This is a genomic window from Bradyrhizobium sp. HKCCYLRH3099, assembly GCF_051167855.1.
Classification (GTDB): Bacteria; Pseudomonadota; Alphaproteobacteria; order Rhizobiales; family Xanthobacteraceae; genus Bradyrhizobium.
The window spans coordinates 18,615-39,052 of sequence record NZ_JBNPTW010000010.1; the positions used below are offsets into that span (position 1 = coordinate 18,615).

Sequence of the window (20,438 nt, forward strand, 5' to 3'; positions counted from 1 at the left end):
CGGCAGGGGCCGCGCCGCATCTCCCCTTGCCGTCGCGCGCTCTCCATGGATGACCGGCCGCCGCGCGGAGGTGCGCCATGGCTGAAGCCGAAGCGCGCCGCGCCGCCGCACCGGCGATGTTCGCGGCGCCATCGATCGAGGCGTTGAAACGCGACGACGGCGCGATCATCTTGCGCTCGCGCATGCCGCTGCTGCCGACGGTGCGCTGCACCGGCGAGTGGCTGGAGCATTGGGGCCGCCATTATCCCGACCGCACCTTCCTGGCCGAGCGCCGCGGCGACAGCTGGACCTGGATCACCTATGGCGAGACGCTCACGCAGGTGCGCGCGGCCGCGTCCTGGATGCTGACGCAGGGGCTCGGCCCCGACCGTCCGCTCGCGATCCTCTCCGACAACAGCATCGCGCATGCCGTGCTGGCGCTCGCCGCGCAGCATGTCGGCATTCCCGTCTGCGCGATCTCGCCGGCCTATTCGCTGATGTCGACGGATCACGAGAAGCTGCGCGCGATGATCCGGCTGCTCGATCCCGGCGCCATCTTCGTCGCGCAGCGCGAGCCGTTTGCCCGCGCGCTGGCGGCCATCGAGGGCCTGCATCACGCGCCGATCATCGCCGGCGGCGGCGGCGGGACGAGCGCTGTCGCGTTGCAGAGCGTGCTTGCGACGAAGCCGGGCCCCGAGGTGGAGAGCGCCTTTGCCGCGGTGACGCCCGACACGATCGCAAAGCTGCTGTTCACCTCGGGTTCGACCGGACAGCCCAAAGCCGTGATCAACACGCATCGGATGCTGACGATGAGCCAGCAGGCCAAGGGCCAGCTCTGGACCTTTCTGCGCGAGGTCGAAGGCGGCCCTGTCATCGTCGACTGGCTGCCCTGGAGCCACACCTTCGGCGCCAACCACAACTTCAACCTGGTGCTCGCCCATGGCGGCTCGATCTACATCGATGGCGGCAAGCCCGCGCCCGGCCTGTTCGAGACCTCGCTTGCGAATCTGCGCAGCATCGTGCCGACGATCTACTTCAACGTTCCGCGCGGCTTCGACATGCTGATCACGGCGCTCAGGGCGGACGACACGCTGCGGCAGAAATTCTTCTCCGGCGTGCGCTGCATCCTCTATGCCGCGGCGGCGCTGCCGCAAAATCTCTGGGACGCGCTCAACGAGATGAGCCGGGCCACGATCGGCCGTCCCGCCCCGCTGGTCTCGGCCTGGGGCGCCACCGAGACCTCGCCGCTCGCGACCGACTGCCACTTCTTCGCCGAGCGCGCTGGCAATATCGGCGTGCCGATCCCCGGCACGGAACTCAAGCTGATGCCGGCGGGCGAAAAGCTCGAGGTCCGCATACGCGGATCGAACGTCATGCCGGGCTATTGGAAGGCGCCGGACATCACCGCCGCCGCCTTCGACGAAGAAGGCTTCTACAAGATCGGCGATGCCGTGAAGCTCGCCGATCCCGATCATCCCGAGCGTGGCCTATTCTTCGACGGCCGCATCACCGAGGATTTCAAGCTCAGCTCCGGCACCTGGGTCAATGTCGGCGCGCTGCGTGTCGCCGGCATCTCGGCACTGGCGCCGCTGGCGCAGGACATCGTCATCGCCGGACACGGCACCGACGAAGTCCATTTCCTGATCGTGCCCAACATCGCCGCCTGTCGTACCCACGCCGGCCTTACAGACAGCGCGACAGCCGGCGATATCCTGGGACACGCGTCGGTGCGCGAAGCCGTCGCACAGGGGCTTGCCAAACTACGCGCCGAGGCAGTCGGCTCGTCACGCTATGCCGCGCGTGCGCTGCTGATGGCCGAGCCACCCTCCCTCGATGCCGGCGAGATCACCGACAAGGGTTATATCAATCAGCGCGCCGTGCTGACGCGCCGCGCTCATCTCGTGGCAAGGCTGCAGGACGACGCCGCGCCCGAAGTCATCAGGCCAACGCCCAATTGAGAGAACAGCGCCGCGTCGCGCATCCATCCCGCAACCCGTCGGGTCGGCCTGAAATTCCGTAGAACTACGTGCCGGACAACCTCCGTTCGGCATGATGCTACCATGCGCACTTAACCGGGCATCAACCGCGATTCCTTAAAGTCGTTCGCAATCAGCCCTCCTCTCGCGCCCCGGTATCTCCATGGCTCAGCCGCGTTTCTCTCTTGCGCTTCGCATCTACGCGATCATCGGCCTGTCCTTTTGTGGACTCCTCGGGCTCGCGGCCACGCAGACGCAGAATCTCGAAAGCTCCCTGAAGGAGCAGCGGCAGAGCGAGCTGGTCCATCTGACGCAGACCGCCCTCAGCATCGCCCGCGAGGAACATGATGCGATCGCGCGCGACAAGGTGGCGCCCGAGCTTGCACAGAAGAAGGCAGCGGAGCGGATCGGCAAGCTGCGCTACGGCAGCGGCGACTACTTCTGGATCAACGACATGACTCCGAAGATGGTCATGCATCCGATCAAGCCGGAGCTGAACGGGCAGAGCCTTGCCGACAACAAGGATCCGACCGGCAAGCGGCTGTTCATGGAGATGGTCGATGTCGTCAAGCGCCAGGGCGCCGGCGTCGTCGACTACATGTGGCCGAAGCCCGGCAAGGACGCGCCGCAGCCGAAGATGTCCTATGTCGCCGGCTTCGAGCCGTGGGGCTGGATCATCGGCACCGGTGTCTATGTCGACGATCTCGAAGCGCAGATGTGGGAGAGCAAGCGCGGCGTCTTCATCACGGCCTTGCTGGTGATGCTGGTCATCGGGTCGATCACGCTGATCATCGCCCGCCGGATGTCCGCGGCATTGGCCTCGATGGGCGCTGCGTTGAACGAGCTGGGTCACGGCAATTTCGATATCAAGCTGCCGGGCCTCAATCGCAGCGATGAGCTCGGCGACATGGCGCGTTCGATCGAACAGTTCCGGCTGAAGACGGAGGAAAAGGCACGGCAGACCGCGATGCTCGAGGACGAGCAGCGCCAGGTCGCCGAGCGCGTCAAGAGCAAGGCGCTGCAGGAAATGGCCGAAGCGGTCGAGCTGGCGGCGAGCACGGCGGTCGGCGAGGTTGCCGACGGCACCGGCCACATGGCCAAGAACGCGAAATCGATGACGGAGAGCGCACTGACGCTGGAGCGCAATTCGAGCAGCGTCGCCGCTGCCGCCGAACAGGCGCTCGCGACCACGCAGACCGTCGCCAAGGCGTCCTCGCAACTCGCGGCCTCGATCTCGCAAATCTCGGCCCAGGTCAGTTCCTCGCGTGAGCTGACCCGCAAGGCGGTCGCGACCTCGTCCGAGGCGCAGGCGACGATCGCCAAACTGTCGGAAGCCGCCGACAAGGTGGGAGCCGTCACCAGCCTGATCAGCGAGATCGCGGGGCAGACCAACCTGCTCGCGCTGAACGCGACGATCGAAGCGGCGCGCGCCGGTGACGCCGGGCGTGGCTTCGCGGTGGTCGCCTCCGAGGTGAAGTCGCTCGCCGAGCAGACCGCCAAGGCCACCAGCGAGATCGCGCAGCAGATCGCCGAGATCCAGGAGTCGACACGCGCGTCGGTGACCTCGATCGGCGCGATCGGCGAGGTCATCCGCAACGTCGAGGCGGTGTCGTCCGGGATCGCCGACGCCATCCAGGCGCAGAACAGCGTGACCATGGAGATCTCGCGCACCGTCGAGGAGACCTCGGCGGCGGCCCGCGAGGTCGCCAGCCAGATCGCCGAGGTCTCGCGCGAAGCCAGCGAGGCCGGCCGTCGTTCGACCGACATTCGCGACGGATCGAGCACCGTCGCCGAAAAGGTCCAGCGCCTGCGCACCGAGCTGGTCCGGGTGATCCGGACCTCGACCTCCGATGTCGACCGCCGCCTGTCGACGCGGCTCAACATCAACCGTCCCGGCACGCTTCAGGTGAATGGCGAGGCGATCGGCATCACAGTACGGAACCTGTCGCTCGGCGGCGCGCTGCTCGAGCAGATCCCGGTGCGGCTGTCGGTCAACACGCCGGTGACGCTTGCGATCACGGGCATGGTGTCGGATCTGCCGGGCACGGTGACCCGCGTCGGCGATCGCACCGCGCTGGTGCAGTTCACGCTCAACGCCGAGCAGTCGGCGCGGCTGACAGGCATCATCTCCGAACGCCAGGCGGCGTGACGCCAAGGCGATGACAAACGCCGCGATCTCGGTGCCAGCCTCCCCTGAAGGGGAGGGCTATCGCATATGGAAATGCGGAGCCTTACCAACGAGCAATCCTGCCAACTAGTTACTCCGTCATGCCCGGGCTTGTCCCGGGCATCCACGTCGTTCTCAACATGCCGACCGACGTGGATGGCCGGGACAAGCCCGGCCATGACGGCGCGGAAAGAGAATGCGAATTAATGGAACGCTTCGTTCCTCTGGCTCAACGGAAATGGCAGGCGACGAGATGGCCCTCGTCGCTGGCCTTGAGCGGCGGCACTTCCTTGCTGCAGACGTCCTTGGCGATCGGGCAGCGGGTGTGGAAGTGGCAGCCGGACGGCGGATTGATCGGGCTCGGCACCTCGCCCTTCAAACGGACGCGCTTGCGCTTCACGCTCGGATCGGGGATCGGCACCGCCGACAGCAGCGCCTCGGTGTAGGGATGCTTCGGCGTCGAATAGAGCTGGCGTGACGGCGCGGTCTCGACGATGCGGCCGAGATACATCACGGCGACGCGGCGGCTGATGTGCTCGACCACCGAGAGGTCGTGCGCGACGAACAGATAGGCGATGCCGAACTTCTGCTGCAAATCCTCGAGCAGATTGATGACCTGGGCCTGGATCGAGACGTCGAGCGCCGACACCGGCTCGTCGCAGATGATCAGCTTCGGCTCGACCGCGATGGCGCGCGCGATGCCGATGCGCTGGCGCTGGCCGCCGGAGAATTCGTGCGGATAGCGCGTCATGTGATCGGCCTGCAGGCCGACGGTCTCCAGCAGATGAACGATGCGCTCTTCGTATTGCTGGCGTGAGGACGCCAGCCCGTGGATCGTCAGCGCCTCGCCGATGATGGCGCCGATGGTCATGCGCGGGTTGAGCGAGGCGTAAGGGTCCTGGAAGATGATCTGGATGTCGCGGCGCAGCGCCCGCAGGCTCTCGCCCGAGAGCGAGATGACGTCCTTGCCCTCGAAGGTCAACTCGCCCGAGCTCGGCTCGATCAACCGAAGCACGCAGCGCCCGGTGGTCGACTTGCCGCAGCCGGATTCGCCGACCAGGCCGAATGTCTCGCTCGGCTCGATGTGGAAGTTGACGCCGTCGACCGCGCGGACGCTGCCGATCTGGCGCTTCAAGAGCCCGCCCTTGATCGGGAACGCCTTCGTGAGGTTGCGCACTGTGAGCAGCGGCGCCGATGCGGCAACGGGAGCAGTGACAGCTTCGGTCATCACGACAACGTCTCTTCGGCGCGGATGCACGCCACCTTGTGGCCGGGCTCGATCTCGCGCAGCGGCGGCTGCGCAAGCTTGCACTCGGGAATGACGAAGCGGCAGCGCGATGCGAAGCGGCAGCCTTGCGGCGGATTGACCAGCTTCGGCACGCTGCCGGGAATGCTCTCCAGCCGGCTCTTCTTGACCGCCGCGAGATCGATGCGCGGGATCGAACGGATCAGGCCCTGGGTGTAGGGATGGCGGGGATTTGCGAACAGCCGGTCGACCGGCGCCTCCTCGGCCACGCGGCCCGCATACATCACGACCACGCGCTCGGCGACCTCGGCCACGACGCCCATGGCATGCGTGATCAGCATGATCGACATGCCGAGCCGCTCCTTCATGTCGAGCAGCAGGTCGAGGATCTGGGCCTGGATCGTCACGTCGAGCGCGGTGGTCGGCTCGTCGGCGATCAGGAGTTTTGGATTACACGACAGCGCCATCGCGATCATCACGCGCTGGCGCATGCCGCCGGAGAAGTGATGCGGATAGTCGTGCACGCGGCGCTGCGGATTGGGAATCTGCACCAGCGCCAGCATCTCCGCCGCGCGATCCATCGCCGCCTTCTTCGACAGGCCCTGATGCAGCCGGATCACCTCGGCGATCTGGTCGCCGACGGTATAGACCGGGTTGAGCGAGGTCATCGGCTCCTGGAACACGATCGCGATCTCGCTGGCGCGGATGCGATTGAGTTCGGAGGTCGGCAGCGGGACGAGGTCCCGCCCCTGCCACAGGATCTGACCGCCGGCGATGCGCCCTGGCGGCATCGCGATCAGCTTCAGCACCGACATCGCGGTGACGGTCTTGCCGGAGCCGGACTCGCCGACCACGCACAGCGTCTCGCCACGATTGATGGAGATGTCGACGCCGTCGACGGCCTGGACCTGGCCGTCGTCGGTGTTGAAATAGGTCTTGAGCCCCTTGATCTCGAGGAGCGGCGCGGCGTTGGAGAGCACTTGCGCGTCCATCACATCACCTTCCGCGGATCGAGCGCATCGCGCAGGCCGTCGCCGATGAAGTTGATCGCGATGACCGTGAGGAAGATCGCGCCGCCGGCGAACAGCGCCCAATGCGGCGCGATGTCGAGATAATCCTTGGCGTCGAACAGCAGCCGGCCCCAGGTCGGAATGTCCGGCGGGAAGCCGAGGCCGAGGAACGACAAGGTCGATTCCGCGATGATCGCGGCGGCCACGTCGATCGTGCCGGCCACGATCACCGGCCCGAGCGCGTTCGGCAGGATGTGGCGGACGATGAGACGCAGATTCGACGCGCCGAGCGCGCGCGCCGCCTCGACGAATTCCTTTTCCCGCAGCGACAGGAACTGGGCGCGTACCAGGCGCGCCACCGGCATCCAGCGGAAGCCGCCGATGACGAGCACGATCAGCACGAACACGCCGCCTTCAGGGCCAAGCCAGCCTTTGAGGAAGTCGCGGAACAGATAGATGATCAGCAGCAGCAGCGGCAGTTGCGGCAGCGACAGGAACAGGTCTGTCAGCCACATCAGCGCGGCATCAACCGGCCCCTTCGCGGTGCCGGCGAGTGCGCCGACGACGATGCCGACCAGCAGCGCCACGCCCATCGCCGCGAAGCCGACGGCGAGCGAGATGCGGCCGCCATAGATCATGCGCGCCAGGAGATCCTGGCCGAGATCGTCTGTGCCGAACGGATGCTCCCAGGACGGCGGTGCGAGGCGCGCGGTGAAATCGATCTCGTTGATCGGAATCCGCCACAGGAACGGGCCGAGCACGATCGACAGCGCGAGCAGCAGCAGCACGACAATGCTGGCCGCCGCGAGGCGGTGACGGAGGAAGCGGCGGAGCGCGTCGCGGCCCGGCGAGAACCGCCGTTTGGGCGATGCGGCGACCGGCGCCGTCTCAACGGAAGGAGATGCGTGGGTCAAGCCAGCCATACAGGATGTCTGCGATGAGGTTGAAGAGGACGACGAGGCAGGCGAACACGAAGGTCACGGCCATGATGACCGGCGTATCATTGGCGAGGATCGCGCTGATCAGCAGCGAGCCGATGCCGGGAATGCGGAAGATCTGCTCGGTGACGATGGCTCCGCCGAACACCGTCGGCATCTGCAGCGCCACCAGCGTGACCACCGGGATCAGCGCGTTGCGCACGACGTGCTTGACGATGACCTTGCGCTCGTCGAGGCCCTTGGAGCGCGCGGTCGTGACGTAGTCGAGCTTGATCACGTCGAGCACGGCCGAGCGGACGTACCGGGTGTAGGACGCCGCCTGATAGAGGCCGAGCACCGTGATCGGCATGATCGCCTGCTTGATGCTCTCCCACCACCATTGCCATCCCGTGGCCTGCAGATCGGCGCGATAGACGAACGGCAGCCAGCCGAGATTGACGCTGAAGATCAGGATCAGCAGCAGGCCGGTGAAGAAGGTCGGCAGCGAGAAACCGATGAAGGCGAAGGTGTTGGCGATCTGGTCGAAGATCGAATAGGGCCGCCGCGCCGCCAGCACGCCGACCGGCAGCGCCACCGCGAGCGCGAGGATCTGCGCGGTGCCGACCACATAGAGCGTGGTCGGAATCCGCTGCAGAATCAAGGTGTCGACATTGACACGGCTGGCGAAGGAGAAGCCCCAATCGCCCTGGAACATGGCGAGCAGCCAGCGCACGTAGCGCACCAGCACGGGATCGTTCATCCCGAACTTGATGCGCAAGGCCTCGCGCACCTCGGGCGGCACGTTCGGATTGCTCGCGAGCTCGCCGAACGGGTCGCCCGGCGCCAGCGCGAGCAGCACGAACAGGATGAGGCTGATGCCAAGCAGGCTCGGCAAAGCGACGATGAGGCGCCTGAGAAGGTAGTTTCCCATCGCTCCACCCCTACGATGTCTGGCTGGTCATGCGGGCCGCGCGTCAGCTCGCCCGATGCCAGGTCGCGATGAACGCGAGGTCGTTGTCCCAGCCGCTCTTGTACAGGACCATGCCGTTCTTGACGCCGATGACGTTGAGCCGGTTGATCTCGGGCAGCACGTAGTTGTCGCGCACGACGAGGTCGTTGAGCTTGATGAAGTGCGCGGCGCGCTTGACGGGATCGAGCTCGCTCTGGGCCAGCTTGTAGGTCTCGTCATAGTCCTTGTTCTGCCAGCGGCAGACGTTGCGGCCCTGCCACTTGTTCTCCTTGGTGGCGCACTCCCACGAGGTGAACTGGTTCATGAAGAACTGCGGATCGGCCTGCGGCATCGTCGTCTGGTACATCTGCATGTCGCAGTAGAAATGCGAGTAGGTGTCGGGGTTGGCGACATCAGAGGAGAAGAACACGGAGGCCACGACCGACTTCAGCTCGACGTCGATGCCGGCCTTCTGACAGGCCTGCTTGATGATCGCCTGGTTCTTCTGGCGCGGGCCGTTGATCGAGGTCTGGAACACGAATTTGAGCGGCTTGCCGTCCTTCTCGCGAATGCCGGAGGAGCCCTTCTTCCAGCCGGCCGCGTCGAGGATCTGGTTGGCCTTCTCGATCGAGAACTCGAACGTATTGTTCTTCGAGCGGAAGCGCTCGGGATTATTGAGGAAGTTCGGCGTCGCGACGCCGGCGCGGCCATAGATGAACTTCTGCACCGAGGCGCGGTCGATCAGCAGGTTGAGCGCCTTGCGCACCTCGGGATCGGAGAACAGCGGATGCTTGGTCTTGAGGCTGGCGCGCTCGCCATCGACCTCGGTGTTGGGATCGGTGACGTTGAGGCCGATATATTCGATGTGGCCCGTCAGCGTGAGATCGGCCTTGCCCTGGCCGCCGGCCTCGAGCTTCTGAAGGATCTCGTCCTCGACCTGCAGATTGTAGGCGTAGTCATACTCGCCGGTCTGCAGCACCGCGCGCGCCGCCGACACCGCGTCGCCGCCGCCCTTGATCTCGACCGTGTCGAAATAAGGCTGCGTCGGAACGTGATAGTCCGGGAAGCGCTTGCCGGCGACGGTGTCGCCCGGCTTGAAGTCCACGAACATATAGGGGCCGGTGCCGATCGGCTTCAGGTTCGCCGGCGCCTCGCGCGACTTGCTGCCGATGTAGTCCGCAAAGTGATGCTTGGGAATGATGCAGCCGAACGACGCCACGAAGCCGTCGGCCCAGAACGGCGTCGGCTGCGGGAAGATCAGCTTCACCGTGAGGTCGTCGATCTTCTCGATCGCCTTGATGTTCTTGTAGCTGCCGATCGAGACCGCCGAGGTCTCGGGATTGTTGGCGTATTCCCAGTTGAAGATCACGTCGTCGGCCGTGAACGGCTTGCCGTCGTGCCACTTCACGCCGGGCTTCAGCTTCCAGGTGACGGACAGACCGTCGGCGGCAAGACCGCCGTTCTCCTTGCTCGGGATTTCGGCCGCCAGAATCGGAACGAGATTGCCTTCCTTGTCCCAGCCCGCCAGCGGCTCGTAGAACAGGCGGCAGGCCTCCTGGTCCTTGGTGCCGATGGCGAAATGCGGGTTGAGCAGGGTCGGCGCCTGCCACAGCAGAAGCTTGAGCGGACCGCCGCCGCCGGCCTTGGTCGGCTTGTAGGGAATGGCGTCGGCGGCCACCGCGATGCCGGAATAGGAGAGCATGGCGCCGGCCATCGGCGCGGTCAGCCCCACGGCAATCATCCGCTGCACAAATTCGCGCCGCGACAGGCGTCCCGCTTTGACATCAGCGATCTGGTTACGGAGGTCACGCTCGTTCATTCAATCGGCTCCAAGCTGGTGCTGATGCCCAAAAAAACGCGCCCCGCGATGCATCGGCGCGGAGCTGCACAAAATTGGATCAGCCTTCGAAGCGACTGTCAAAGCAGAATCCGGGCCAATTTCGCAAGATGGAAAGGATCGATTGTCGCACCTTTGCGGTGCGACAATCTGCGCTGCACAGCACCCGGAAAATGGAACTACGCGGCGGAACTGTAGCGCTGCACCAGCGAGGCCAGATGCTGCAATCGCCGCGTGTGCTCAGCTCTCGCGATACCAGTTCGGCAGCTGCCAGAGATCGTTGTCCCAGCCCGAGGAGTGGGTCTGCAGACCCTTGCGGATGCCGCTGACGCGCGGACGGTTGAGCTCAGGCAGCACGTGACGGCCCGCGCAGACCAGATCGTTGAGCTTGATATAGAGCGCCGCGCGCTTCACCGGGTCGAGCTCACGCAGCAGCTCGTTGTAGAGGTCGTCATACTCCTTGTTCTGCCAGCGCGAGACGTTGCGGCCCTGCCATTTGTTGGCCTTGCTCGCCGCTTCCCAGGAGACGTACTGGCTCAGGAACGATTGCGGCTCCGGCGACGACATCGTCATCATCAGCATCTCCATGTCGCAATAGAAATGCGAGTAGGTGTCGGGATTGGCGACGTCAGAGGAGAAGAACACCGAGCCCACCACCGATTTCAGCTCGATCTCGATGCCGGCCTTCTGGCAGGCCTGCTTGATGATCGCCTGGTTCTTCTGCCGCGGCCCGTTGGTCGAGGTCTGGAACACGAATTTGAGCTGTTTGCCGTCCTTCTCGCGCAGCCCGCTCGCGCCCTTCTTCCAGCCGGCGTTCTCCAGGATCTGGTTGGCCTTCTCGATGTTGAACTCGAAGCTGGTGTTCTTGGAACGGTAGCGCTCGGGATTGTTGACGCAGTTCGCCGTGGCGATGCCGCCGCGCCCGTAGATGAACTTCTGGATCGAGGCGCGGTCGATCAAGAGGTTGATCGCCTCGCGCACCGCGGGATCGGAGAACAGCGGATGCTTGGTCTTGAGGCTCGCGCGCTCGCCGTCGACCTCGACATTGGGGTCGGTGGCGTTGAGCATGATGAATTCGAGATTGCCGGTCGCCACGATCTCGGCCACGCCGGTGCCGCCGGCCTCGAGCTTGACCAGGATCTCGTCCTCGACCTGCAGATTCCAGGCGTAGTCGTATTCCCCGGTCTGCAGCACCGCGCGCGCCGCCGACACGGCGTCGCCGCCGCCCTTGATCTCCAGCGTATCGAAGTACGGACGGTTGGCGACGTGATAGTTCGGGTTGAGCTTGGCGGTCAGCATGTCGCCCGGCTTGAAGTCGACGAAGAGATAGGCGCCGGTGCCGACGGGCTTGAGATTGTTCGGCGCCTCGCGCGACTTGGCGCCGACATAGTCGCCGAACAGATGCTTCGGAATGATCGCGCCGCGGCCGCCGACGAAGGCGGTGAACCATAGCGGTGTCGGCTTGGCGAACACGAGGCGAACCGTGTGGTCGTCGATCCGCTCGATCTCCTTGATCTCCTTGTAGTCAGCGATGGTGACCGCCGACGTGTCCGGATTGGTGGCGAACTGCCAGTTGAAGATCACGTCGTCGGCGGTGAACGGCTGGCCGTCGTGCCATTTGACGCCGGACTTGAGCTTCCAGATCACCCAGGTCCCGTCCGTGGCCACCGTGCCTTTCGCGACGCTGGGGATCTCGGCCGCGAGAACGGGCACGAGATTGCCGTCGGCATCCCATCCGGCCAGCGGCTCGTAGAACGCCCGCGCCGCTTCCTGATCCTTGGCGCCGATGGCGAAATGCGGGTTCAACAGCGTGGGTGCCTGCCAGAACAGGATCTTCAGCGGCCCGCCGCCGCCGGCCTTGGTCGGCTTGTAGGGAAATTCCTGCGCCGCCATCGCCACTCCCGAATGGGCCAGCATCATGCCGGCCAGCGGCGCGGTCAGCCCGAGCGCGAGCATCCGCTGCACGAAGTCGCGGCGCGACAGCCGCCCCGCCTTCACCGCAGCAATCTCGTGGCGCAGGTCCTGTTCGTTCATTTCAGTCTCTCCAGATCGTCGACAGCACCGGCGCTCGATCGCGCCGGACGGCTCAACCGACGCAGCGTCGCCGGTTCCCGCGCACGATAGGGACCAAACGTTACCGAGAAAAGGTATCTCCTTAGCGCTCGGCCTTCAGCCTGCGGAATCGGACGCCCTTGCCGTCAGGCATGCGGGTGGCGACATAGCCGGCCGCCAGACACGCTTCGCGCTGTGGCATCTTCTCCTGCGGGCTGCGCAGACTATCCCACCACGACGCCCGCTGCGCCGCGCGCGGCAAACTGTCGCCGATCAGCTCCTCGATCTCCTCGACGCTGAGCACGAGCTCGGGGCGGGTCTGCCGCTTGAGATAGTCGCGCAGCGCATCATAGTCCGGCAAGTCTCGACTCCATGCTTCTCGACGCCATGCTTCTCGACGCCATTCTTATCGATTCCATCTTCATCCGAAGCGGGCGCGGCGGCCGCGCGACCGTCGCAACCCCTCGTTAACCTAACATGCGTTACTCCCGGGTGACCCGTTACTCTACGGACGGGACTCCACGGGGGTGGGACCGATGCCACTGCAGCGCCGAACAGGCCGGGCAAAGCAGCCGTGGCGGCTATCGGCGCGCACGCTCATCACCTGCTCCATCTCGACCATCATCGGCTTCTCCGCCATCTGCGCCAGCGTCATGATCGACCTTCGCCGCGGCGAGGCGGTGCGCGCCCGGCAATCGCTGGAGAATCTCGCCGCCGGCATCGGCGCCGACATCAGCCGCAACATCGAGCTCTACGATCTCTCCTTACGCGCTGTCGCCGCCAACATGTTGCTGCCCGAAATCAACGAGGTCAGCAAGCCGGTCCGCCAGCTCATCCTGTTCGACCGCGCCTCCTCCGCGAAGAATTTCGGGGCCATCAAGGTATTCGACGCCAAGGGACGCCTGACCATCGACTCGTCGACGCTCGATCCGGCGCCTGACGATCGCAGCGACGCCGACTTCTTCCAGGTCCACCGCGATCGCAACGACGCCGGCCTTCAGGTCAGCCGGCCCGCCGAGGACCGCGGGCAATATTCCATCGTGCTGAGCCGGCGCATCTCCGCGCCCGACGGGCGCTTTCTCGGCGTCGTCGCCGGCACCATTCGCCTCACTTATTTCCGCGACCTGTTCAGCCGCCTGTCGCTCGCGTCGGGCGTCAGCCTGACCGTGCTCGGACGCGACGGCACCGTCATCGTGACGGCCCCGCTCGACGCCGGCGCGATCGGCCGCAACCTGGCCCGGGCGCCCGCGGTGACCCGTGCGCTCACCGAGCCGGCCGGCTGGCTCAGCAGCACCGGCGCCTTGGACGACGTGCCGCGGCTCTTGGTCTGGCGCAACGGCACCGAGCCGCTGGTGGTGATCGCCTCGAGGTCCTGGGACAGCGTCTACGCGGTCTGGCGCAACGAGGCCGCGGAGATCGGCGCGCTGATGCTGGCGCTGATCGTGTTCGTGCTCGCCGCAACCCAGGTCGCCGCGCGCGAAATCCAGCTCCGAGCCAAGGTCGAGCGGCGGCTGGAGCAGCTCGCGACCACGGACCCGCTGACCGGGCTGAAGAACCGGCGCAAGTTCGACGAGACCATCGAGATCGAATGGCGGCGGGCCCATCGCGCCGGCGCGCCGCTGGCCCTTCTGATGATCGATGCCGATCACTTCAAGTGCTACAACGACACGCACGGGCATCAAGCCGGCGACCAGATCCTGGTCGGCATCGCCGTGTGCATCTCCGACTCGGTGCGTCGCGCCGGCGATTGCGCCGCGCGCTATGGCGGCGAGGAATTCGCGGTGCTGCTGCCGGGGACCGCGGAAGCCGATGCGCTGCATGTCGCCGAGACGATCCGCTGCAAGGTCGCGCTGTGGGCGGGCGATGCCTGCAACACGTCGATCAGCATCGGCGTCGCCAGCGTCACGCCGTCTCGCACGACGCACTGGACCGGCCTGCTGCATGCCGCCGATACCGCGCTCTATGCCGCCAAGGCGGCCGGCCGCAACTGCTGCGCCACGGCGAGCGTGCCGCAACTCGCGACGACGCCCGTCCCGCCATCGCTGGCGGCGTGAGGCCGCCAGCTCTTAGCGCTATCCTTCGAGATACTTCTTCATGTCGGCGCGCAGGCCGTCGCGCAGGTCGGAACGCGCCATGGCGAAGGCGATGTTGGCCTTCAGGAAGCCGGACTTCGAACCGCAATCATGCCGCTCGCCGTCGAAATCGACGCCGTAGAACTTCTGCGTCTTCGACAGGCCGATCATCGCGTCGGTCAGCTGGATCTCGCCGCCGGCGCCGCGCTCCTGCGTCGCCAGGATCTTGAAGATCTCCGGCTGCAGGATGTAGCGCCCGGTGATCGAGAAGTTCGACGGCGCGGTGCCCTTGGCCGGCTTCTCGACCATGCCGTCGACCTCGAAGATCTTGCCGTCGCGCTTGCCTACGCCGCAGATGCCGTATTGATGGGTCTGGTCGGCCGGCACCTCCTGCACGGCGAGCACGTTGCTCTTCTCGGGCAGCTTGCTGGCGGCAGCAATCATCTGAGCCAGGCACCCGGGCGAGTTGAGCACCAGCTCGTCTGGCAGTACCACCGCGAACGGCTCGTCGCCGACGATGTCGCGCGCGCACCACACGGCATGACCGAGGCCGAGCGGCGCCTGCTGGCGGGTGAAGCTGACGGCGCCCGCCTCCGGCTGGTCGCGCGCCAGGATATCGATTTCGGTTTTCTTGCCGCGCGCCGCGAGCGTCGCGTCGAGCTCATACATCCGGTCGAAATGATCTTCGATCGAGGTCTTGTTGCGTCCGGTCACGAACACGAAATGCTCGATGCCGGCTTCCTTGGCCTCATCGAAGACATACTGGATGAGCGGCTTGTCGACGATCGTCAGCATCTCCTTCGGCATCGCCTTGGTGGCGGGAAGGACGCGGGTACCGAGGCCGGCGACCGGAAAAACGGCTTTGCGGATCTTCATGGCGACAGATTAAACCTTGTGACGATATGAATGCGAAATCGATCGCATCTTGGTAGCTCGTTTGCAGCCGAGAACAAAGGCGGATGTTGGTCGAGGGTTCCGGCCGACCCGCGTGCGACGGCTAAATTTCGCTGCGGAAATCATCAACCTTGTTAATCTCCTGTTAAGAAGCAACGCGCCTCCTGGGAGGCCTTGTTTCAGACGCTGCACGGATCGACGCATGGCAGAACGGGCCGAAATGGCGAGAATCATGAGAGCCGGTGTGCTGGCAGGCATGCTGGCGGCGGTGTCCGGTTCCGCATCGGCGCAGTCGAGCGGGGGTCCGCTGAACTTTCTCGACAGCCTGTTCACGGGCACGCTGAGCAAAGGCAATCCGGCCCCGAATCAGCCGGCCCAAACACCGTCGGGCAACGGCCCGCTGCCCTGGAGCGGCGAGGACGGCGCCTCCGGCCATCCGCTGATGACGGCGGCCGCGATCCGCGACGCCGCCGGCAATTTCGACGCCTGCGTCGCCGGCATGTGGCCAGATGCCGCAAGACGCAACATCACCCAGGACAATTTCCAGCGCTTCACCGCAGGGCTGTCGCCGGACCTGCGCATCATGGACCTGCTCGACGCCCAGCCCGAATTCACCAAGTCGATCTGGGACTATCTCGACATCCTGGTGAGCGACAATCGCCTGGCCAAGGGCCGCGAGGTGCTGGCGAAGTACAAGGCGCAGTTCGACGCCACCGAGCGCGCCTATGGCGTCGACCGCTACATCATCGCCTCGATCTGGGGCATCGAATCCAACTACTCGACGCAGATCGGCGATCGCAGCGTGCTGCAGTCGACCGCGACGCTCGCCTGCATCGGCCGCCGCCAGGCCTATTTCAAGGACGAGTTCCTCTCGGCGCTGGAGATCCTCAACCGTGGCGACCTCCGCCCCGAACAGTTGCGCGGCTCCTGGGCCGGCGCCTTCGGCCCGACCCAGTTCATGCCGACCGCGTTCAAGCGCTTCGCCGTCGATGCCGATGGCGACGGCCGCCGCGACGTCGTCGACAATCCCGCCGACCTGATCGCCTCGACCGCCAACAACCTCAAGAAGGACGGCTGGCAGAGCGGCCAAAGCTGGGGCTACGAGGTCGTGGTTCCCCAGGGTTTCAACTACATGCTCGCCGACCGCGCCAAGAGCATGAGTTTTGGCCAGTGGGAGCAGCTCGGACTCAAGCGCGCCAATGGCCAGCCGTTCCCGGCGACCAACGAGAAGGCCTACCTGCTGGCCCCGGCGGGCGCTCAGGGCCCCGGCTTCCTGATGCTGCAGAACTTCCGCGTCATCATGAAATACAACCCGGCCGAGGCCTATGCGCTGGCGATCGGCCATTTCGCCGACCGGCTGCGCGGCGCGCCGGCCTTCGTCCAGGCCTGGCCGCGCGAGGAACGCACGCTGTCGCGGGCGGAGCGGCTGGAACTGCAGCAGCTGCTGGCCGACCGCGGATATTACCGCGGAACCCCAGACGGCCAGTTCGGTGGCCAGACCCGGGAAGCGCTGCGGAACTTCCAGGCTTCGATCGGCGCCCCGGCGGACGGTTTTGCGACCTCCGAGGTGCTGGACCGGCTGCGCGGGCGCTGAAAGCCCGCATTTTCGGCCTGAGCGGTAACCTTTCGGGGCAATCGCGGGGCCGATCAACACCATCCGGTGAATGCCCGTTTGCGGCCTGATTCGGCTCCTATTATAAGGTTACGACGATTTCGCCGCGCGACGGGTGCGCATGTCAAAGCTGAAGTCCTTCCTCAAGCTGTTGAACGAGCCCGGCCCGCTGGTGGTGTTGGCGGTCGTCATTGCCATGCTCGTCGGCATTGCCGGTCCGGCCTCGGCCCAGTTCTTCAATTTCAACCCGTTCGCCTCGCCGCGGCCGGCGCCCCGCGGTGGCGGGGGCGGCGGTGGCTGGTTCGGCAACGACTTCTTCGCGCCCTACCCGCAGCAGCAGCCGAAGAAGGTGACGCAGGATTATTCCAAGGCGCCTCCACCCGAGAAGCGCGACAGCGCTCCGGAGCGCTACGTCCTGGTGCTTGGCGACGGCATGGCCGACTGGCTCGCCTACGGCCTCGAAGACGCCTATTCCGAGCAGCCTGACATGGGTGTCACGCGCAAGATCAAGACCAATTCCGGCCTGATCAAATACCAGCCGAAGGGTGACCCCGCCGACTGGGCCGCCGCCGCCAAGGGCATCCTGGCGACCGAGCGCGCCGACGCCATCGTCATCATGCTCGGCCTCAACGACCGCATCTCGCTGCGCGAGCCGGTGGTGGAGAAGACTGACAAGCCCGACGACAAGAAGGCGGCCGACAAGGCCAAGAAGGACGCGAAAGGCAAGCCAGGCGAGACCAAGCCCGGCGAGGCCAAACCGGACGGCAAGACAGACACGGCCGCCAAGCCCGACGACAAGCCGGCTGACAGCGACCTGCCGCAGGACGAGGCCGACAACGACACGCCGGCCGTCGCCGCGCCGGAGAAGGCCGCGCGCGCGCCGGGCGGCCTGTACGAATTCCGCGACGAGCGCTGGGCCGAACTCTACACCAAGAAGATCGAGGAGATGATCGCGGTCGCCAAGAGCAAGGGCGTGCCGGTGCTCTGGGTCGGTCTGCCCGCGGTGCGCGGCCCCAAGGGCACCGCCGACACGCTCTATCTCGACTCGCTCTATCGCGATGCCGCCGGCAAGGCCGGCATCACCTATGTCGACGTCTGGGACGGCTTCGTCGACGAGGCTGGCCGCTTCCTGCAGAAGGGCCCCGATTTCGAGGGCCAGATCCGCCAGCTGCGCTCCTATGATGGCGTCTATTTCACGAGGCCAGGCGCCCGCAAGCTCGCCCACTATGCCGAGCGAGAGATCAACCGCCTGCTCGCCGCACGCTCCGCGCCGTTGGAGCTGCCGAGTGAGCCGGCGACGCCCGACGCCAATGCGGTCCCGGGCCAGCCTGCGCCGCGGCCGGTCGCCGGCCCGATCCTGCCGCTGGTCGCCTCCTCGGTCGGCACCGACCAGTTGCTCGGCGGCCCCGGGTCGCGTCCGGCCAATGTCGATGCCCTGGCTGCGCGGACTCTGGTCAAGGGCGAGGCGCTGAGCCCGCCGGCCGGTCGCGCCGACGATTTTGTCTGGCCGCGCCGCGAGGTCGGCCGCGAACAGGCCAAGGAGCCGCCGAAGGAGCTCACCAAGCCGGATACGCCGGTCGCCGCGACGTCTCCGACCGAGGCCGCCCCGGCAGCCCCGGGCCAGCTTCCAGCACAGCAACGGCAGAAGCGCCTGACGACACCGGCCCCGCCCGCCCAGCAGCAGCCCTCTCAGGCCCAGCAGCCTAACCCCGGCATCCGCGACTTTTTCGGCTTCGGCGCGCCCCAGCCGCAACAGCAGCCGGCGAGGCCCCCGGCCGCGCGCAATCCGAACGCGCCGCCAAGGCCGCCGGGCTCAGTCGGCCGCGCGGCAGCGGTGCTTGAGGCGCCGCCGCGGTAGCGGCGATGCAATTCAGGTGAGACGCATGACGGTGCAGCGATATGGCTGCATCCGAGCGATCTGACGCGGGCGGCGACGCCGCCGCCCGTGCTGATCGCGCAGTCTCCACGACCTTTGCCTCAGCGATCTTCTCCGCTTGCACCGGTCTTTCCGCTCCCTCCCCCCTTGTGGGGGAGGGTTGGGGAGGGGGGTCGCCGCGGGCGCAGTCGACGAGAGCTTGGCAGACGGCATCAACACGCCCTCCAAACCCTCCGATGACTTCAAATCCGTCCGTTGCAAGCATTGCGTCGCGCTTGGCCCCATTGCTCGCTGACTTGGCGCCATCGGTTGCGCTGGCGGTGGCTGACTGCCGCGTACGGCGTCCTGAGCCACCCCCCTCCCTGCCCCTCCCCCACAAGGGGGGAGGGAACGGAAAGGCCGGTGGTTGTCGAAGTCTGAAATGGGATGCGAGTCCGTCAAGCTCCGGCGGCGTCGGCGGCACGTTCCGCAGGCCATGACGTAACGGACCGGACATAACGGATCGGCCCGCATTCGCGATCGAATGCGGGCCGACGGGGTTGTCGTCGCCTGAAGGTTCTACGGAAACTCAGTAGCGCCAGCGCTGGGGCTGCGGACGGCTCGACGGCCGCATCAGCATGGCCAGCAGGAAGCCGATGCCGCCGGCGACCAGGAGCGCGCCCATCGGGTTGTCCTGAACCCGCTTGGTGAGCGCCTGGGTGCCGTCGCGCAGCGACTCGGTGCTGTTGCCGAAGGTGTCCTTGGCGAAATCCATCGCAGCGTCGCTGGCCTCGCGCGCGGCGTCCTTGGCCTGGCCGTACATGTTCTGCACGACGCCGGACGCCTCACGAGCCCGCCCCGAGGCCTGCGTGCTCTTGTCACCCAGCATTTCGCCGATGCCGCCCTCAACCTTGCCTGCGACATCCTTGGCCGTACCGGTCAGCCGATCCTGATCCATTGCCGCTCTCCTTCTCTGCGCTGTGCGGGATTGCTGGCCTGCTAACCGGCCAGCACGGCGCAGGTTCCGGACGACTACAAAATCAGACCGCCATCGACCACGAGCGTCTGGCCGATGATGTAGGACGCCAGCGGAGATGCCAGGAACAAGGCCGCGCCCGCCATGTCCTGCGGCGTGCCCAGCCGCCGCAGCGGGATGCGCTGCAGCGCGCCCTCGAGACGCTGCGGATTGGCCGTGGTCACCTTGGTCATCTTGGTATCGACCAGGCCGGGCGCGATGCCGTTGACGCGAATGCCGTCCTCGGCCCAGGCCTCGGCCAGCGTCCGCGTCAGTCCGACCGCGCCGGTCTTGGAGGCATTGTAGGCCGGGTTGCCCATGGTCGAGTGATAGGCCGCCGTCGACGACACGATGATCAGCGATCCCTTGGCGTCGCGCAGCGCTCCGTGAAACTTCGTCGCACACGCCATCAGGCTCATGAGGTTGACCTCGACGACCTTGCGGAAGCCGTCCATCGCGAATTCGCCGCGCCGGTAGAGCACCGCGCCCTGCGCCAGGACCAGCACGTCGAGACGGTCGAGTTTCGGCGCGAACGCCTCGATCGCGCTCGGCGAACTCACATCGAGCTGATGATAGGTCAGACCCTGGAGATCGGAGCCCTCCTCCGCGGAATAATCCGCCGCGCTCGCGCGCGTGCCGCAAATATTGACCTGCGCCCCCTGCGCGCGAAAAGCCTGCGCGATGCCGTTGCCGATGCCGCTGGAGCCGCCGACCACCAGCACCGAGCGTCCCGTGAAATCGAGCGCGTTCATCTCCCTGCTCCCCTTGTTGTTGTTGGTCTGCCTGTGTGGGGACAGGCCTTGAGGCTGTCAACGCCTGGCGAAAAGCCAAGCGCCTCCGAATTCCGGCGGGCGGCA

The 20,438-nt window shown here is 66.1% G+C and carries 15 protein-coding genes; 5 read left to right on the top strand and 10 right to left on the bottom strand.

The genetic code is table 11. From position 1 onward, the window contains the following. Window positions 1-77: 77 nt before the first annotated feature. Both ACQR1Y_RS19655 and ACQR1Y_RS19660 read left to right on the top strand, forming a co-directional pair. Entirely contained in the window at window positions 78-1,937 is a 1,860-nt protein-coding gene (locus ACQR1Y_RS19655; protein WP_434877946.1) for a feruloyl-CoA synthase, read from the top strand. Between the two features lie 181 nt (window positions 1,938-2,118). Next, window positions 2,119-4,104 carry a cache domain-containing protein gene (locus ACQR1Y_RS19660; RefSeq protein WP_434877945.1) on the top strand — a complete coding sequence of 662 codons (1,986 nt, stop codon included), beginning with the start codon at window positions 2,119-2,121 and terminating at the stop codon, window positions 4,102-4,104. A gap of 247 nt (window positions 4,105-4,351) precedes the next feature. Here the strand turns inward: ACQR1Y_RS19660 and ACQR1Y_RS19665 are convergent, their stop codons facing one another. The 7 genes from ACQR1Y_RS19665 to ACQR1Y_RS19695 form a co-directional block, all read right to left on the bottom strand. Then, window positions 4,352-5,350, bottom strand: coding sequence for an ABC transporter ATP-binding protein (locus ACQR1Y_RS19665; RefSeq protein ID WP_434856255.1), 999 nt, complete (start codon window positions 5,348-5,350; stop codon window positions 4,352-4,354). Then, entirely contained in the window at window positions 5,350-6,360 is a 1,011-nt protein-coding gene (locus tag ACQR1Y_RS19670; RefSeq protein WP_434877944.1) for an ABC transporter ATP-binding protein, read from the bottom strand. Before ACQR1Y_RS19670 ends, ACQR1Y_RS19665 begins: the two co-directional genes overlap by 1 nt. Then, window positions 6,360-7,301, bottom strand: a complete 942-nt coding sequence (locus ACQR1Y_RS19675; protein ID WP_434856257.1) for an ABC transporter permease — start codon at window positions 7,299-7,301, stop codon at window positions 6,360-6,362. Before ACQR1Y_RS19675 ends, ACQR1Y_RS19670 begins: the two co-directional genes overlap by 1 nt. Then, window positions 7,267-8,226, bottom strand: coding sequence for an ABC transporter permease (locus ACQR1Y_RS19680; protein WP_434856258.1), 960 nt, complete (start codon window positions 8,224-8,226; stop codon window positions 7,267-7,269). Before ACQR1Y_RS19680 ends, ACQR1Y_RS19675 begins: the two co-directional genes overlap by 35 nt. 43 nt (window positions 8,227-8,269) lie before the next feature. Further along, on the bottom strand, window positions 8,270-10,063 hold the full coding sequence (locus ACQR1Y_RS19685) for a peptide ABC transporter substrate-binding protein (RefSeq protein WP_434856259.1): 1,794 nt from the start codon (window positions 10,061-10,063) through the stop codon (window positions 8,270-8,272). A gap of 258 nt (window positions 10,064-10,321) precedes the next feature. Next, the gene (locus tag ACQR1Y_RS19690) at window positions 10,322-12,115 is read right to left on the bottom strand and encodes a peptide ABC transporter substrate-binding protein (RefSeq protein ID WP_434877943.1); all 1,794 of its coding nucleotides are present in this window, start codon (window positions 12,113-12,115) and stop codon (window positions 10,322-10,324) included. A gap of 121 nt (window positions 12,116-12,236) precedes the next feature. Continuing rightward, on the bottom strand, window positions 12,237-12,494 hold the full coding sequence (locus tag ACQR1Y_RS19695; RefSeq protein ID WP_434856261.1) for a DUF7662 domain-containing protein: 258 nt from the start codon (window positions 12,492-12,494) through the stop codon (window positions 12,237-12,239). Window positions 12,495-12,669: 175 nt separating this feature from the next. Here ACQR1Y_RS19695 and ACQR1Y_RS19700 point away from each other — a divergent pair, with 175 nt between their 5' ends. Then, complete coding sequence (locus tag ACQR1Y_RS19700) at window positions 12,670-14,187, top strand: sensor domain-containing diguanylate cyclase (protein ID WP_434877942.1); 1,518 nt, start codon at window positions 12,670-12,672, stop codon at window positions 14,185-14,187. An 18-nt stretch (window positions 14,188-14,205) separates the two neighbouring features. On the opposite strand, the gene galU is transcribed toward ACQR1Y_RS19700, so the two are convergent. Continuing rightward, window positions 14,206-15,081, bottom strand: coding sequence for a UTP--glucose-1-phosphate uridylyltransferase GalU (gene galU / locus ACQR1Y_RS19705; protein WP_434877941.1), 876 nt, complete (start codon window positions 15,079-15,081; stop codon window positions 14,206-14,208). 250 nt (window positions 15,082-15,331) lie between these two features. Here galU and ACQR1Y_RS19710 point away from each other — a divergent pair, with 250 nt between their 5' ends. Further along, window positions 15,332-16,693, top strand: coding sequence for a lytic murein transglycosylase (locus ACQR1Y_RS19710; protein WP_434877940.1), 1,362 nt, complete (start codon window positions 15,332-15,334; stop codon window positions 16,691-16,693). A gap of 139 nt (window positions 16,694-16,832) precedes the next feature. Beyond that, complete coding sequence (locus ACQR1Y_RS19715; protein WP_434877939.1) at window positions 16,833-18,569, top strand: SGNH/GDSL hydrolase family protein; 1,737 nt, start codon at window positions 16,833-16,835, stop codon at window positions 18,567-18,569. Window positions 18,570-19,155: 586 nt separating this feature from the next. Here ACQR1Y_RS19715 and ACQR1Y_RS19720 read toward each other — a convergent pair. Together ACQR1Y_RS19720 and ACQR1Y_RS19725 are read right to left on the bottom strand one after the other, a co-directional pair. Next, window positions 19,156-19,524, bottom strand: a complete 369-nt coding sequence (locus ACQR1Y_RS19720; protein ID WP_434856266.1) for a CsbD family protein — start codon at window positions 19,522-19,524, stop codon at window positions 19,156-19,158. 74 nt (window positions 19,525-19,598) lie between these two features. Continuing rightward, the gene (locus tag ACQR1Y_RS19725) at window positions 19,599-20,333 is read right to left on the bottom strand and encodes an SDR family NAD(P)-dependent oxidoreductase (protein WP_434877938.1); all 735 of its coding nucleotides are present in this window, start codon (window positions 20,331-20,333) and stop codon (window positions 19,599-19,601) included. Window positions 20,334-20,438 lie beyond the last annotated feature (105 nt).

Excerpts from the sequence above, each read along its gene's own strand:
- ACQR1Y_RS19690 (WP_434877943.1), bottom strand. The coding sequence starts at position 12,115 with ATGAACGAACAGGACCTGCGCCACGAGATTGCTGCGGTGAAGGCGGGG.
- ACQR1Y_RS19680 (WP_434856258.1), bottom strand. The coding sequence starts at position 8,226 with ATGGGAAACTACCTTCTCAGGCGCCTCATCGTCGCTTTGCCGAGCCTG.
- ACQR1Y_RS19670 (WP_434877944.1), bottom strand. The coding sequence starts at position 6,360 with ATGGACGCGCAAGTGCTCTCCAACGCCGCGCCGCTCCTCGAGATCAAG.
- ACQR1Y_RS19720 (WP_434856266.1), bottom strand. The coding sequence starts at position 19,524 with ATGGATCAGGATCGGCTGACCGGTACGGCCAAGGATGTCGCAGGCAAG.
- ACQR1Y_RS19665 (WP_434856255.1), bottom strand. The coding sequence starts at position 5,350 with ATGACCGAAGCTGTCACTGCTCCCGTTGCCGCATCGGCGCCGCTGCTC.
- ACQR1Y_RS19675 (WP_434856257.1), bottom strand. The coding sequence starts at position 7,301 with ATGGCTGGCTTGACCCACGCATCTCCTTCCGTTGAGACGGCGCCGGTC.
- ACQR1Y_RS19710 (WP_434877940.1), top strand. The coding sequence starts at position 15,332 with ATGAGAGCCGGTGTGCTGGCAGGCATGCTGGCGGCGGTGTCCGGTTCC.
- ACQR1Y_RS19660 (WP_434877945.1), top strand. The coding sequence starts at position 2,119 with ATGGCTCAGCCGCGTTTCTCTCTTGCGCTTCGCATCTACGCGATCATC.
- ACQR1Y_RS19715 (WP_434877939.1), top strand. The coding sequence starts at position 16,833 with ATGTCAAAGCTGAAGTCCTTCCTCAAGCTGTTGAACGAGCCCGGCCCG.
- ACQR1Y_RS19685 (WP_434856259.1), bottom strand. The coding sequence starts at position 10,063 with ATGAACGAGCGTGACCTCCGTAACCAGATCGCTGATGTCAAAGCGGGA.
- galU (WP_434877941.1), bottom strand. The coding sequence starts at position 15,081 with ATGAAGATCCGCAAAGCCGTTTTTCCGGTCGCCGGCCTCGGTACCCGC.
- ACQR1Y_RS19655 (WP_434877946.1), top strand. The coding sequence starts at position 78 with ATGGCTGAAGCCGAAGCGCGCCGCGCCGCCGCACCGGCGATGTTCGCG.
- ACQR1Y_RS19700 (WP_434877942.1), top strand. The coding sequence starts at position 12,670 with ATGCCACTGCAGCGCCGAACAGGCCGGGCAAAGCAGCCGTGGCGGCTA.
- ACQR1Y_RS19725 (WP_434877938.1), bottom strand. The coding sequence starts at position 20,333 with ATGAACGCGCTCGATTTCACGGGACGCTCGGTGCTGGTGGTCGGCGGC.